General features: G+C 74.3%; 12 protein-coding genes. 9 read left to right on the plus strand and 3 right to left on the minus strand.

Annotated elements, in window-relative coordinates:
• Positions 1-402 (minus strand): rhodanese-like domain-containing protein, encoded by a 402-nt coding sequence (locus tag ACFYPR_RS05250; RefSeq protein WP_354858820.1) that lies wholly within the window; start codon positions 400-402, stop codon positions 1-3.
• 552 nt (positions 403-954) lie between these two features.
• Between ACFYPR_RS05250 and ACFYPR_RS05255 the strand changes: the two genes are divergently transcribed.
• The 5 genes from ACFYPR_RS05255 (at position 955) to ACFYPR_RS05275 (ending at position 6,176) form a co-directional block, all read left to right on the plus strand.
• A complete protein-coding gene (locus ACFYPR_RS05255; protein ID WP_387258700.1) occupies positions 955-1,617 on the plus strand; it encodes a uridine kinase in 663 nt (220 codons plus the stop codon).
• Between the two features lie 68 nt (positions 1,618-1,685).
• Entirely contained in the window at positions 1,686-2,831 is a 1,146-nt protein-coding gene (locus ACFYPR_RS05260) for a M48 family metallopeptidase (RefSeq protein ID WP_387258645.1), read from the plus strand.
• Between the two features lie 36 nt (positions 2,832-2,867).
• Positions 2,868-4,211: a dipeptidase gene (locus ACFYPR_RS05265; RefSeq protein ID WP_387258701.1), complete on the plus strand. Its 1,344-nt coding sequence runs from the start codon at positions 2,868-2,870 to the stop codon at positions 4,209-4,211.
• A gap of 77 nt (positions 4,212-4,288) precedes the next feature.
• Positions 4,289-4,495: a hypothetical protein gene (locus ACFYPR_RS05270; RefSeq protein ID WP_007464240.1), complete on the plus strand. Its 207-nt coding sequence runs from the start codon at positions 4,289-4,291 to the stop codon at positions 4,493-4,495.
• 88 nt (positions 4,496-4,583) lie between these two features.
• Positions 4,584-6,176, plus strand: a complete 1,593-nt coding sequence (locus ACFYPR_RS05275) for an ATP-dependent DNA ligase (RefSeq protein WP_354858828.1) — start codon at positions 4,584-4,586, stop codon at positions 6,174-6,176.
• 43 nt (positions 6,177-6,219) lie between these two features.
• Here the strand turns inward: ACFYPR_RS05275 and ACFYPR_RS05280 are convergent, their stop codons facing one another.
• Positions 6,220-7,041 (minus strand): SURF1 family protein, encoded by an 822-nt coding sequence (locus ACFYPR_RS05280; RefSeq protein ID WP_355066154.1) that lies wholly within the window; start codon positions 7,039-7,041, stop codon positions 6,220-6,222.
• Between the two features lie 173 nt (positions 7,042-7,214).
• Between ACFYPR_RS05280 and ACFYPR_RS05285 the strand changes: the two genes are divergently transcribed.
• Both ACFYPR_RS05285 and ACFYPR_RS05290 read left to right on the plus strand, forming a co-directional pair.
• Positions 7,215-8,618, plus strand: coding sequence for a cobyrinate a,c-diamide synthase (locus tag ACFYPR_RS05285; RefSeq protein WP_355066156.1), 1,404 nt, complete (start codon positions 7,215-7,217; stop codon positions 8,616-8,618).
• A complete protein-coding gene (locus tag ACFYPR_RS05290; RefSeq protein WP_354858796.1) occupies positions 8,615-9,184 on the plus strand; it encodes a GNAT family protein in 570 nt (189 codons plus the stop codon). Before ACFYPR_RS05285 ends, ACFYPR_RS05290 begins: the two co-directional genes overlap by 4 nt.
• A 9-nt stretch (positions 9,185-9,193) precedes the next feature.
• Here ACFYPR_RS05290 and ACFYPR_RS05295 read toward each other — a convergent pair whose 3' ends face one another.
• Positions 9,194-11,323, minus strand: coding sequence for a transglycosylase domain-containing protein (locus ACFYPR_RS05295; protein WP_354858798.1), 2,130 nt, complete (start codon positions 11,321-11,323; stop codon positions 9,194-9,196).
• Positions 11,324-11,445: 122 nt separating this feature from the next.
• Here ACFYPR_RS05295 and cobC point away from each other — a divergent pair, with 122 nt between their 5' ends.
• Positions 11,446-12,528, plus strand: a complete 1,083-nt coding sequence (cobC, locus tag ACFYPR_RS05300) for an Rv2231c family pyridoxal phosphate-dependent protein CobC (RefSeq protein WP_355066228.1) — start codon at positions 11,446-11,448, stop codon at positions 12,526-12,528.
• A complete protein-coding gene (gene cobT, locus ACFYPR_RS05305; RefSeq protein ID WP_354858833.1) occupies positions 12,528-13,607 on the plus strand; it encodes a nicotinate-nucleotide--dimethylbenzimidazole phosphoribosyltransferase in 1,080 nt (359 codons plus the stop codon). Before cobC ends, cobT begins: the two co-directional genes overlap by 1 nt.
• The last annotated feature ends 7 nt before the right edge of the window (positions 13,608-13,614 follow it).

Below are 13,614 nucleotides of genomic sequence, written 5' to 3' on the forward strand. Positions count from 1 at the left end.
TCAGGGCCGGATGTCGGCGGGGCGGTCCGTGGTGGGCAGGCCGGCGGCCAGCCACGCGTCGACGCCGCCGATCATGTCGGTGGCCCGGCGCAGGCCGAGGGTCTGGAGGCTGGCGGCGGCGAGGCTGGAGCTGTAGCCCTGGCGGCACACCACCACGATCTCCCGGTCGTAGGCGGTGGCCTCCGGGATGCGCCAGGCGCTGGCCGGATCGAGCCGCCACTCCAGCACCGTGCGGTCGATGACGACGGCGCCGGGCAGGTCGCCCTGTTCGCGGCGCTGTGCGTCGGTACGGGTGTCGACCAGCAGAGCGCCACCGCGGACCGCCTCGACGGTCTGCTGTGGAGTCAATCGGTGCAGCCCGGCGCGGGCCTGTTCGAGGAGGGCGTCAATGCCGGGGCTCATCACGTCTCGGAGCACCACCCGATCATGCCGACTCGGGTGCCAACCCGCGCGGCGAACGGGCCGCCCGTCACCCGTCGCCCGCCCCAATTCCCCCGGTCGTGAGAATGACCGGCCCAGGGTGTCAGCCGGACGTGTCACCCCACCGAAACCGGCGTGATCGACTCGGTTTCCGTGATGTCGGGGTGTGCTGGCCGACGGGATACCCCGACATCAATGAGGCCGAGTTGATCTGGGCGGTGAACCCCCGTTGCCGGGGTGTGAGCGGGGCATACTTCGGTCGTGCACGGACTCGTCACCAGAGGGCTTGCCCACAGGGGCCCGCAGCGGCGCGGCCCCGACCGCACGGGCCGGCACGGGGATGAGGGCGGGGCTCAGGGCGGGAACGAGGACGGGAACGAGGGCGTAGACGAGGGCGGGGCTGCGGGCGTGGACGGGGCTCAGGCCGGGAACCAGGGCGGGGCCGCGGGCGTGGACGGGGCTCAGGCCGGGGCTGCGGGCGTGGACGGGGCTGAGGGCAGGGCTCAGGGCGGGAACCAGTGCGTAGACGAGGGCGTGGACGTCGGCGGGTCGACCGAGCGATCCGCCGCGCCGGTGCCGACGGTGGTGGTCGTCGAGGCGTACGCCGAGTTGGCCCGTCGGGTGCTCGCGGGCCCGGCGCGGTTGGGGCGGACCCGGCTGGTCGCGGTGGACGGGCCGAGCGGCGCGGGCAAGAGCCGGTTCGCCGCGCACCTCGCGGACGCCCTGGCGGCGCAGTCCGGCGGGCGCCCGCCGGTGGTGCACACCGACGACCTGCTCGACGGCTGGGACGACCAGCTCACCTTCTGGCCTCGTCTCGACACCGAGGTGCTGACCCCGCTGCGCCAGGAAGAGCCGGGCGCGTACCGGCGCTACAGCTGGGTGCGGCGGTGCTTCCTACCCCGCCCGGTGCCGGTGCCGGTGACGCCGGTGCTGATCGTGGAGGGGGTCAGCGCGGCCCGTGCCGTCGTCCGGCCGGAGCTGACCCTCGCCGTCTTCGTCACCGCGCCCGCGCCGCTGCGGCTGGCCCGTGCGGTCGAGCGGGACGGGCCGGAGATCCTGCCCGAGCTGCGCCGCTGGCATACCGGGGAGCGGGCGCACTTCGCCGCCGACGACACCGCGGCGCGCGCCGACCTGGTGGTCGACGGTGCGCCGACGCTGCCGCTGGACGCGTCCCGGTACTACGTGCGGGTCCGCTGACCGGGCATGGACGCCGGCCACCCGCTGCGGCACGATGCGAGGAGTCACGGCGAAACGGGGGCCCCATCATGACGGCAGCGGACGCGCCGGCGCGGCGCCGGATCACCCTCACCGGCATCAGCTCGCGGGCCTGGGAGCATCCGGCCGACCGGGGCGCCCTGGTCGCGCTGCGTGAGCTGCGTGGTTTCGACGACGTGGTGCGGGCGTTCTTCGGCATGTGGAACGAGCGGGGTTTCCGGCTGTCGGTGCTGGCGTCCGGCATCCGCGTCGATCACCGGCAGTATCCGGCGGTGTGGCAGCGCTACACCGAGGCCGCGGCGGCGCTCGACGTGGCCGAGCTGCCCGAGCTGTACGTGACGCAGTCGCCCTGGCTGGGCGCCGAGGCGGTGGGTCTGGACCGGCCGTTCATCGTGCTGAACTCCGCGTGCGTGCAGCAGCTCGACGAGGACGAGCTGCGCTGCCTGCTCGGCCACGAGTTGGGGCACGTGGGCAGCGGGCACGCGGTCTACAAGACCATGCTCATGATCCTCAACCGGTGGGCGGCCAACCTGAGCTGGTTGCCGGTGGGCGCGTTCGCGCTGCGGGCGATCATCGCGGCGATGCTGGAGTGGTGGCGCAAGGCGGAGCTGTCCGCCGACCGGGCCGGCCTGCTCGCCGGGCAGGACCCGGCCGCCGCGCTGCGGCTGCTGATGAAGCTCGCGGGCGGCGGCGACCTGTCGCAGATCGACACGACCGCCTTCCTGGAGCAGGCCGCCGAGTACGCCGGCGGCGGCGACCTGCGCGACAGCCTGCACAAGATCCGGATGACGGCGTGGAGCACGCACCCGGCGCCGGTGGCGAGGGCCGCGCAGTTGCGGCAGTGGATCGACTCCGGGGCGTACGGGCGGGTGCTGTCCGGGGACTATCCGCGCCGCGACGACGACGCCTCGACAAGCGTCTCGGAGGAGATCAAGGCCGCTGCCGAGTCGTACCGGGAGGAGTTCAGCCGTTCCACCGACCCGCTGGTCGGGTTGCTGCGCCGCCTCGGCGACGGCGCCAGCGACGTCGGCGGGTGGGTGGGCGGCACGGCCGGTCGGGCCCGCTCCTGGATGGACGCCGCCACCGAGGCCGCCGGCCGCGCGCACCGCGCCGGCCGGGCCGCCCCGGGCGCGCGGGCGGGCTCCGGCCCGGCGGATGACGGTGACGGTACGGGCTCGGCCAACACGCCTGGGTAAGGCCGGCATACGATTCCGGTCATGACCTCACCGATCATGTCCGAGTCCGAGGTGCGGGCCGCCGTCGAGCGTGAGATGCCCGGCGTACGCGCCGACCTGGAACGCCTCGTCCGCATCCCCGGCATCGCCTTCGAGGGCTTCGACCACTCACACGTGGAGCGTTCCGCCGAGGCGGTCGCCGACCTGCTGCGCGGCTGCGGCCTGGACGTCGACATCGTGCGCTCCGGCGGGCAGCCCGCGGTGATCGGCCGTCGGGCCGCCCCACCCGGTGCGCCCACCGTGCTGCTCTACGCCCACCACGACGTGCAGCCGGTCGGTGACCGGTCGCTGTGGGAGTCCGACCCGTTCGAGCCGGTCGAGCGCGACGGCCGCCTGTACGCCCGGGGCGCGGCCGACGACAAGGCCGGCATCATGGCGCACGTCGCGGCGCTGCGGGCGTACGGGGACGCGCTGCCGGTCGGTGTGGTGCTGTTCATCGAGGGCGAGGAGGAGTACGGCTCCGACTCGCTGGAGCAACTGCTGCGCGAGCACCGCGACGAGATCGCCTCGGACGTCATCGTGATTGCCGACTCCGGCAACTGGGACATCGGCGTACCGGCGCTGACCACCTCGCTGCGCGGCGTCGTCAACTGCTTCGTCGAGGTCCGCACGCTGGACCACGCCGTGCACAGCGGCATGTTCGGGGGTGTCGTCCCGGACGCGCTCACCGCGCTGGTCCGCCTGTTGGCAACCCTGCACGACGACGCCGGTGACATGGCGGTGGACGGGCTGGTCAGCCGGGAGGGCGCTGCCGTCGACTACCCCGAGGACCGGATGCGGGCTGAGTCCGGACTGGCCGAGGGTGTCCAGTTCATCGGCACCGGCCGGCTCACCGACCGGGTCTGGACGAAGCCGGCGGTGTCGGTGCTCGGCATCGACGCGCCGTCCACCGGCGAGGCGCCGAACGCCCTGGTCCCGGCCGCGAAGGCGAAGCTCAACGTCCGTCTCGCGCCGGGAGACGACCCGAAGCGGGCGTACGCGGCGGTGCGCGCCCACCTGGAGAAGCACGCGCCGTGGGGCGCCCAGGTGACCGTCACTCTGGAGCACGATGGCGACCCGTGCGTGATCGACGCGTCCGGGCCGATGTTCGACGCCGCCCGCTCGGCGTTCCGCGCCGCCTGGGACGGCACCGACCCGGTCGACATCGGCATCGGCGGTTCGATCCCGTTCATCGCCACGTTCCAGGAGATGTTCCCGGAGGCGGCGATCCTGGTGACCGGTGTGGAGGACCCGCACGCCCGCGCGCACGGCCCGAACGAGAGCCTGCACCTCGGCGAGTTCGCCAAGGTCTGCCTCGCCGAGGCGCTGCTGCTGGGCAAGGTGGCCGCGGCAAGCAGTTAGGTGTCGGAACGACAACTTTGCGTCTGATCTGGGAGTTTGCGGCGTGTCGCCGGGCGGCTTGTTATAGCCTTTCGAACATGAGTACGAACGAGGTGATGGCCCGGTTGGGGGCCGCCGTCAGCGCACTGGGGGACGTCGACGTCTCCGCGTGGTCCGAGGACACGCTCAACGACCAGCTCGGTGAGCTGTCCGCCGCCCTGGTCGCCCTCGACTCGGTGCTCTCCCGGGTCGCCGGCGAGGTCCGCGCCCGAGGGTTGCGCATCGAGGAGCCCGTCTCCGCCTGATTCCCGCCGCCCCCTCGTGGGCTGCGGCACCGCGCCGACACCGCCCGGGCACGGCAATGCCCGGGCGGTGTCGGAGGTGGCTGGCAGGATGGGCTTCGTGCGGTTCATCGACCTGGCGGCCACCTCCGCCGCCGTGGGCGCCACCAGCGGCCGGCGGGCCAAGGTGGAGCTGCTCGCCGACGCGCTGCGCCGGCTCGACCCGGCCGAGGTGGAGCCCGGCGCCGGCTATCTCGCCGGTGAGCTGCGTCAGCGGCAGACCGGCGTGGGCTACGCGAGCCTGCGTGACCTGCCGCCACCGGCCACCGAGCCGACGCTGACCGTGGCCGCCGTCGACGCGGCCATCGAGCAGATCGCCGCCGTGCAGGGCGCCGGGTCGCAGGCCCGCCGCCGGGCTCTGCTCGGCGGCCTCTACGCGGCGGCCACCGCCGACGAGCAACGGCTGCTCACCGGCCTGTTCGGGGGTGAGCTGCGCCAGGGCGCCCAGGCCGGGCTGCTCGCCGACGCCGTGGCCCGGGCCGCCGAGGTGCCGGTGGCGACCGTCCGCCGGGCCCTGCTGCTCGCCGGTGACCTGCGTGCCGTGGCGGTGGCCGCGCTGGCCGGCGGCGAGGCCGAGCTGGCCGGGTTCGGCCTGCGGGTCGGCCGGCCGCTGGCGCCGATGCTCGCGCAGAGCGCCCCCTCGGTCGACGAGGCGCTGGCCGCGACCGGCACGCCGGCGGTGGTCGACGTGAAGCTCGACGGCATCCGCATCCAGGTGCACCGCTCCGGCGCCGACATCGCCGTGTTCACCCGCAGCCTCGACGAGATCACCAACCGGGTGCCCGAGGTGGTCGCGGCGGTTCGCGCCCTGCCGGGCCGGGAGCTGGTGCTCGACGGCGAGGCGATCGGCCTGGACGAGACGGGCCGTCCGCTGCCGTTCCAGCAGACCTCCAGCCGGGCCGCCCGGCGCACCACACCGAGCACCACCGGGCGGACTCCGGTCGCCCCGGCGGTGCTCGCGGCCGCCGCCAGCACCGGCGCGACGGTGCTCACTCCGTACTTCTTCGACCTGCTGCACCTCGACGGCCAGGATCTGATCGACCTGCCCGGTCGGGAGCGGTGGGCCGCGCTCGCCGGCGCGGTGGACGCGTCGCTGCTGGTGGGGCGCATGGAGGTCGACGGCCCGGAGCAGGCCGGCGCGGCGTTCGCCGCCGCGCTCGACGCCGGCCAGGAGGGCGTGGTGGTCAAGGCACCGGACGCCCCCTACGACGCCGGCCGGCGCGGCGCCGCCTGGGTCAAGGTCAAGCCACGGCACACCCTCGACCTGGTGGTGCTCGCCGTCGAGTGGGGCAGCGGCCGGCGCAAGGGCTGGCTGTCCAACCTGCATCTGGGCGCCCGTGACCCGCGTACTGGCGACTTCGTGATGCTCGGCAAGACGTTCAAGGGGCTCACCGACGAGCTGCTGCGCTGGCAGACCGAGCGGTTCCTCGACCTCGCGGTGGAGCGCGGCGACTGGGTGGTCCGGGTCCGCCCGGAGCAGGTGGTGGAGATCGCCTTCGACGGGGTGCAGACGAGCACCCGCTATCCGGGTGGGATGGCCCTGCGGTTCGCTCGCGTGGTGCGCTACCGCGACGACAAGTCCGCCGCCGAGGCGGACACCATCGACGCGGTCCGCGCCATCCACGCCGGTCGGCTGAGCGGTTGACGGGCCACACCGGCCCTCGTCTCGCGCCGGGCCGGCCGCCCGCTCAGGCGGACGCGCTCGGCGTCGGCTCGGCCGCCCGGTCCAGCGGGGCGGTCGCGCTGTCGAGCCCGGCGGCCCGGCGTGCCTCGCGTCGGGCCACCCAGCCGTAGCCGAAGAGCGCCATCGCGGCGAAGAGCCACCACTGCACGACGTAGCCGAAGTTCTGCCAGTTGTTGGTGTGCCCGACCGGCACGGCCTTGAACGCCCCGTCGGCGGCCGGGGTCTGGTCGTCCAGCAGCAGGTAGCCGCCGTAGACCGGGTAGGGCAGCTCGCGGGCCAGGCGCGGTACGGCGATCCGCCGCGTCTCCAGCCGGCCGTCGCGGCGGTCCACCGTGCCGGCGCCGCTCTCGGTCTCGTGCACCCGGCCGCTGACCGTCACGTCGCCGCCCGGCGGGGCGGGCACCGACGGCTGGGCGGTCGCCCCGCCCGGCGCGGGCGGGATCCAGCCTCGGTCCACCAGCAGCGCGCTGCCGTCGGGGAGCACCAGCGGGGTGAGCACCTCGAAGCCGACCCGGCTGTCGACCGTCCGACCACGGACCAGGACGGTGTTCGACGGGTCGTACCGGCCGGTGGCGGTGATCCGGGTCCAGACCTTGTCCTTCGCGGGGGCCGGGCCGGCGGTCCCGGGGCCGCCGGTGGGCGCGCGGAACGCGTCGGCCAGGGGCGCCGGGGCCATCCGCTCGCCCGCGTCGATCCGCTCGTTGATCTCGGTACGGCCCCGGTAGCGGTCCAGCTGCCAGTTGCCCAGCCACACCATGACGGCGGCGGCGACCAGGGTCAGCGCGAGGGCGCCCAACCAGCGTGGGCTCAGCAGGAACCGGTACACGGCACCGAGGCTACCCGTATGACCGGGGCCACTCACCGCGACCGGGCCGGGACGGTCCGCCGACCCCCGGTTGGCGGTGCTCGCCCGTCGGACCGGACGGGTATCGTCACGCCGACGGATCGACCTCCTCGGTTGTCCGTCGCGTACCCGCCGCCGCCCGCGAGGAGTCGATGATGACCGTCGTGCCGCGCCTGGTGCTCAGCGCACCGTCCTCCGGGCACGGAAAGAACGCGCTGGCGATCGGGCTGCTCGCCGCCCTGGCCGAGCGGGGTGTCGACGTCGCCGGGTTCAAGCTCGGCCCGGATCATGTCGACGCCGCGTACCTCGGTCTCGCCGCCGGTCGGCCCGGTCGGGTGATCGATCCCCGGCTGGTCGGCGTCGACCGGCTCGCCGCGCTTGTCGCACACGGCGCCGCGGGTGCCGCGCTCGCCGTCGTGCAGGGCAGCATGGGCCTGTACGACTCCGTCGGTGGCCGCCCGGAGCAGGAGTCCACGGCCGCCGCGGCCACCGCGCTGCGCAGTCCGGTGGTGCTGGTGGTCGACGTGGCCGCGATGGGGCAGTCGGTGGCCGCTTTGGTGCACGGTTTCCGCTCGTACGACGAGCAGTTGTGGCTGGGCGGGGTGATCCTCAACCGGGTGGCGTCGTCGCGGCACGAGGCGATGCTGCGCGAGGCGCTGGACGACGTCGGCGTGCCGGTCTACGGCGCGCTGCGTCGCCAGGACCTGCCGGCCGTGCTGCCGTCGCGCCGGCACGGGGTGGCGCCGGTGGTCGACTCCTCGACCGACGCGGTCCGTGCGGTGCGCCGGCTGGGCGAGGCGGTCGCCGCCACGGTCGACCTGGAGCGGCTGCTCGGGCTGGCCCGTTCCGCTCCGCCACTGCCGGCGGCGGCCTGGTCGCCGCAGGAGGCGCTCGGCGAGCTGGTCGTCCCGGCGCAGCGCCCGCTGGTGGCGCTGGCCGGCGGGCCGGGCGGCAGCTTCAGCCACCCGGAGACCGCGGAGCTGCTGTCGGCCGCCGGCGCCGAGGTGGTCACTGTCGATCCGCTGCGCGACGAGGCGCTGCCCGTCGGCACCCGCGCGCTGGTCGTCGGGGGTGCGCTGCCCGAGTCGTACGCCGAGCAGCTGTCGGCCAACCGGCGGCTCTGCATCGCGGTGGCCGAGCTGGCCCGCACCGGCCGGCCGGTGGTCGCTGAGGGCGCCGGCCTGCTGTGGCTGGCCCGGGAGCTGGACGGGCTGCCGATGTGCGGGGTGCTGGACGCGGTGGGTGTGAGCCGCGACGGCCTCGTGGTCGGCTACCGGGAGGCGACCGCCCAGACCGACAGCGTGGTCGCCGCGCGCGGCACGGTGGTCGTCGGGCACAAGGAGCACCGGGCGGTGCTCACCCCGCGCGCCGGTCAGCGGCCGGCCTGGAGCTGGGACGGCGGCACGCCGGAGGGTTTCGTGTGGCGCAACGTGCACGCCTCGCAGCTCACCCTGCACTGGGCGGGACACCCGGCGACCGCCGCCCGGGTGGTGGCGGCGGCGGTCAGCGAGCCGGCAGCCGACGCGGTGCCCGCGCAGCCTCCCGTGGTGCCCGCGTGATCGGTGAGTTGGCGGTCCGCCGGTTTCCGGCGTTGACCGTCTCCACCCCGCGTACGGAGGTGCGTCGGCTCACCGCGGCGGACGCGTCGGCCGCCGGGGAGATCTTCGCCGACAAGCTGACCCGGCGGTGGCTGCCGCTGGCCGACGACTCCGGCCCGATCGACGGGCACGCCTGGTGCACGGATCTGGCCCGGCAGCGGCGCGACAGCGGCGAGGGCGACCACTACGCGGTGGTCCGCCGGGAGGACGACCAGATGGTCGGCTCCCTCTGGACGCGGCGCACCGACTGGGGCGCCCGGCTCACCGAGGTCTCCTACGCGATGGCCCCCCACGCGCGGGGCTTCGGCCTGGCCGCCGAGGCGGTGGACGCGGTGGCCATCGCGCTGATCCTGGAGCACGGCTTCCAGCGGGTCGAGCTGCGGGTGGCACCCGGCAACCTGGCGTCCCGCCGGGTCGCCGAGAAGGCCGGCTTCAGCTACGAGGGGTTGCTGCGCAACGCCGGTTTCGTCGGCGGTGGCCGGGCCGACCTCGAACTGTGGTCGTTCGTGGCCGCTGATCTGCGCTGATCCGCGCCGTCATCCCACGATGGCGTCCGACGGTGGCGTGAACTGGCGGGTCGGCGTGCCCTTCAGGCCGTCGCGCAGGGTCTCGGCCACCGCCGCGATCGGGATCTGGGACTGCCCGTCACCGACGGCGTTGAACGGGTTGTCCGGGTCGGAGATGAAGCTCGCCGCGGCCAGCTCCGGGGTGTAGCCGACGAACCAGGCGGACCGGGTGCTGTCGGTGGTGCCCGTCTTGCCGGCGACCGGGCGGCCGACCGTACCCCGGACGCTGTCGGCGGTTGACCAGCCGCCGCAGCCGCCGCGTGCCGGACTGTCCCCGGTCGGGCAGCGGGCGGCGTCGGTGGCCGCCCGGGCGGCGTCGGCGCTGACCACCTGGCGGCAGCGCGGCTTGGCGACCTCACGGTGCAGACCGCCCGGAGTGGCGTACGTGGCCGGAGTGCCGTCCCGGTTCATGATCGCCTGCACCGGGATCGCCTCGCAGTAGCGGCCGTCGGCCGCGACGGCGGCGTAGGCGTTCGCCATCTCCAGCGGTGTGGCGTCGGAGACGCCCAGGGTGAACGCGCCCCACTTCTTGGCCTTGCCCGGGGACGCCTGTTCCCGGTCGACGTCGGTGCGCCAGCGCAGCCCGAGCTGTTCGGCCAGCCGGACCGCCCGGTCCGCGCCCACCTTCTCCTCCAGCCACACGAAGTACGTATTGACCGACTTGCCGAAGCCGGACCACATGGTCTGTTGCCCGGTCATCGCTCCGCTGGCGTTGGAGGGCGCCCAGCCGTCGTAGACCGACGACTTGTAGCGGTACGGGGCGTTGAACGAGGTGGACAGCGTCATCCCCGAATCCAGCGCGGCCAGCATCGGGAACATCTTGAACGTCGACCCGGCCTGGTAGCCCGGCAGGTCGCCGCCGCCGAGCAGCGGCGCCACCGTGTTCGGATAGTTCGCCTTCACCTTCGGCCCGGCCTCCGGGTTGGAGCTGGGTGGGTTGTCGGCCAGGTCCAGGGAGTAGTTCCGGTTCACCGCCATCGCCTTCACGCGCCCGGTCCCCGGCTCGGAGACCACGATCCCGTTGGCGAACGGGCTGCCGGTGCCCTCCTTGGCGCCGACGTTCTTCTCCGCCGCCTCCTGGATCTTGGGGTCGAGGCTGAGCACGATGCGGTAGCCGCCCCGACGCAGCTTGTCCATCCGCTCCAGCCGGTTGGCCCCGAACGCGGGCTGCGAACTCCACCAGTTCTTCAGGTAGTCGCAGGCGAAGCCCCAGCTCCGGTACTTCTCGATGAGCGAGGCGCAGTCGCTCGGCGGGGTGGTGAGCTTCAGCCGGATCGGCTCGGTCTTCGCGGCGGCGGCCGAGTCGGGGGAGAGGTAGCCGAGCTGACTCATCCGGTCCAGCACGTAGTTGCGCCGCCCGGTGGCGTCCTTCTGGTCGGTGTCGGCCGGGTCGTACTCGGAGGGGGACTTGACCAGCCCGGCGAGGGTGGCCGCCTCGACCGGGGTGAGGTCCTTCGGGGTCTTGGAGAAGAAGATCTCGCTGGCGGCGTAGATGCCGTACGCCCGGTGGCCGAAGTACGCGGAGTTCAGGTAGCGCTCGAGGATCTGCTCCTTGCTCAGCTCCTTCTCCAGGTCCAAGGCCATGCGCATCTCCTTGACCTTGCGCAGGCTGGTCTGCTGGGTGGCCTCCTGGACCTCCTTCGGGGTGTTCGCGCTGTCCCGCAGGGCCATCCGGACGTACTGCATGGTCAGCGTCGAGGCGCCCTGGGAGCCGCCGGAGCGGGCGTTGGACACGAAGGCGCGGGCCACGCCCTTCGGGTCGACGCCGTGGTGCTGGTAGAAGCGGTTGTCCTCGGCGGCGACGATCGCCTGCTGGATGTTCGGCGACATGTCCGACAGCTTCGTGTACTGCCGGTACTCCTCGTAGAACATGGTCAGCACGGTCTTGCCGTCCGGGGCGTAGAGGTAGGAGGTCTCGGCGGGCAGGGCGGTGGTCAGCAGTCTGGTCTTCTGCTCCGTGGCGTGCGCGGTGGCCTTCGCGCCGAGCCCGGTGAAGGCGACCACCGGGTACGCGACGGCGGCGATCACGATGCCGGCGATGAGGCCGGCGCGGAGAAGAGGAACGAGTCGACCAGCGGCAGCAAGGGGTCGGTTGCTCACGTGGCCAAGTTATGACATTTCCGATTCGTACATGAGAAGAACTCATAAACCCGCGAGGTGGTGACATGGCTTACGCCGACATCGACTGTTCCGCCGGCCACCTTCCCGGCAGGATCGCGGACATGCGCGATCAGTCTGCTGCCATCACCCCGCCCATCGGGGCCGAGCCGGACCTCGCGCACCACGGCGACGCCGAGGTGGGCGCCGGGCTGATCGACCTCGCCGTCAACGTCCGCCAGACGCCACCGCCGGCCTGGCTGGCCGACCCGATCGCCGCCACCCTCACCGACCTGGCCCGCTACCCCGACCCGGCGCCGGCCCGCGCCGCCGTCGCCGCCCGGCACCGGCGTCACCCGGACGAGGTACTCCTCACCGCCGGCGCTGCCGAGGGCTTCGTGCTGATCGCCCAGGCGCTGCGTGGCATCCGCCGACCCGTGGTGGTGCACCCGCAGTTCACCGAGCCGGAGGCGGCGCTACGGGCCGCCGGCCATTCGGTCGAGCGGGTGCTGCTGGACCCGGCCGACGGGTTCCGGCTCGATCCGTCCCTGGTGCCCGACGACGCCGACCTCGTGATGATCGGCAACCCGACGAATCCCACCTCGGTGCTGCACCCCGCGCGGACCGTGGCCGCGCTCGCCCGTCCCGGCCGGGTGCTGGTGGTCGACGAGGCGTTCGCCGACACCACCGGCGGCGCGCACCCCGGCGAGCCGGAGTCGCTGGCCGAGCGGCGGGATCTGCCCGGGCTGCTCGTCCTGCGCAGCCTCACCAAGACGTGGGGCCTGGCCGGCCTGCGGATCGGCTACCTGCTCGGCGCCCCGGAGCTGCTGTCCCGCCTGGCCGCCGTCCAGCCGCTGTGGGCCGTCTCCACGCCCGCGCTGGCCGCCGCCGCGGCCTGCGCCACCGGAGTCGCGGTCGAGGCCGAACGCGCGATCGCCGCCGACCTCGCCGCCGACCGCGACCACCTGGTCGCGCGCCTGGCCGACCTGCCCGGCGTACGCGTCGCGGGCCGCCCGGCCAGCGCGTTCGTCCTGCTGCACCTGCCCGACGCGAACCGGGTCCGAGAGGGCCTGCGCGACCGGGGCTGGGCGGTACGCCGGGGCGACACCTTCCCCGGGCTCGGCCCGGACTGGCTGCGGGTGGCGGTACGCGACCGGAACACCACCGACGCGTTCATCGAGGTGCTGCGCGAGACCATGGAGGCATGATGCTGGAGACCACGATTTCGGCCATCCGGCCACTCGACGAGGCGGCGATGGCCGCCGCCCGCGAGCTGCACGGCCGGCTGACCAAGCCGCCGGGCTCGCTGGGCCTGCTGGAGGATCTGTCGGTACGCCTCGCCGGGCTGGCCGGGGCCTGCCCACCGCCGCTGCCCGAGCCGGCCGCCGTGGCGATCTTCGCGGGCGACCACGGGGTGCACGCCCAGGGGGTCAGCCCGTGGCCGCAGGAGGTCACCGGGCAGATGATCGGCAACTTCCTGGCCGGCGGTGCGGTCGTCAACGCGTTCGCCCGCCAGGCCGGCGCCTCGGTCACCGTGGTCGACGTCGGGGTGGCCACCCCGCTGCCCGTCCCCGAGGCTTCCGGTCCGGCCGACCCGTCCGCGCCCCGACTGGTCACCGCCTCCGTGCGCCGGGGCACCCGGGACCTCACGGTGACCGCCGCGCTCACCCGGGACGAGGCGCTGGCCGCGGTGCGGACCGGCATCCGGATCGCCGACGAGCTGATCGACGCCGGGGCGGGCATCCTGCTCACCGGGGACATGGGCATCGGCAACACCACCCCGGCCGCCGCGCTGATCGCCGCGTTCACCGGCGTCGACCCGCTCGACTCCACCGGCCGGGGCACCGGGATCGACGACCCGACGTACGCCCGCAAGGTGGCCGTCGTGCGGGCCGCGCTGGCCCGGCACACGCCCGATCCGGCCGACCCGCTGGGCGTGCTCGCCGCCGTCGGTGGCCTGGAGCACGCCGCGCTGGCCGGGCTGATCCTGGGCGCCGCGGCCCGCCGTACGCCGGTCCTGCTGGACGGCGTGATCGCGGTGTCGGCGGCGCTCGCCGCCGCCGCGTTCGCACCCGACGCGGTCGCGGCCATGGTCGCCGGGCACCGCTCGGCCGAGCCGGGCGCGACGGTGGCGCTGCGGCACCTCGGCCTCGACCCGCTGATCGACCTGGGGCTGCGCCTCGGCGAGGGCACCGGCGCGCTGTTGGCCCTGCCGGTGGTCACCGGCGCGGTCCGCGTGCTGCACGACGTGGCCACCTTCGACTCCGCCGGGGTGGCCGAGAAGTGACGGTGCC

Source organism: Micromonospora sp. NPDC005254, from assembly GCF_042872525.1.
In the GTDB taxonomy this organism is placed as follows: Bacteria; Actinomycetota; Actinomycetes; order Mycobacteriales; family Micromonosporaceae; genus Micromonospora.

What these genes read in the sequence shown, in the direction of transcription:
- ACFYPR_RS05250 (WP_354858820.1), bottom strand. Translation starts at nt 402, where the DNA reads ATGAGCCCCGGCATTGACGCCCTCCTCGAACAGGCCCGCGCCGGGCTG.
- ACFYPR_RS05260 (WP_387258645.1), top strand. Translation starts at nt 1,686, where the DNA reads ATGACGGCAGCGGACGCGCCGGCGCGGCGCCGGATCACCCTCACCGGC.
- ACFYPR_RS05265 (WP_387258701.1), top strand. Translation starts at nt 2,868, where the DNA reads ATGTCCGAGTCCGAGGTGCGGGCCGCCGTCGAGCGTGAGATGCCCGGC.
- ACFYPR_RS05270 (WP_007464240.1), top strand. Translation starts at nt 4,289, where the DNA reads ATGAGTACGAACGAGGTGATGGCCCGGTTGGGGGCCGCCGTCAGCGCA.
- ACFYPR_RS05275 (WP_354858828.1), top strand. Translation starts at nt 4,584, where the DNA reads ATGGGCTTCGTGCGGTTCATCGACCTGGCGGCCACCTCCGCCGCCGTG.
- ACFYPR_RS05285 (WP_355066156.1), top strand. Translation starts at nt 7,215, where the DNA reads ATGACCGTCGTGCCGCGCCTGGTGCTCAGCGCACCGTCCTCCGGGCAC.
- cobC (WP_355066228.1), top strand. Translation starts at nt 11,446, where the DNA reads ATGCGCGATCAGTCTGCTGCCATCACCCCGCCCATCGGGGCCGAGCCG.
- cobT (WP_354858833.1), top strand. Translation starts at nt 12,528, where the DNA reads ATGCTGGAGACCACGATTTCGGCCATCCGGCCACTCGACGAGGCGGCG.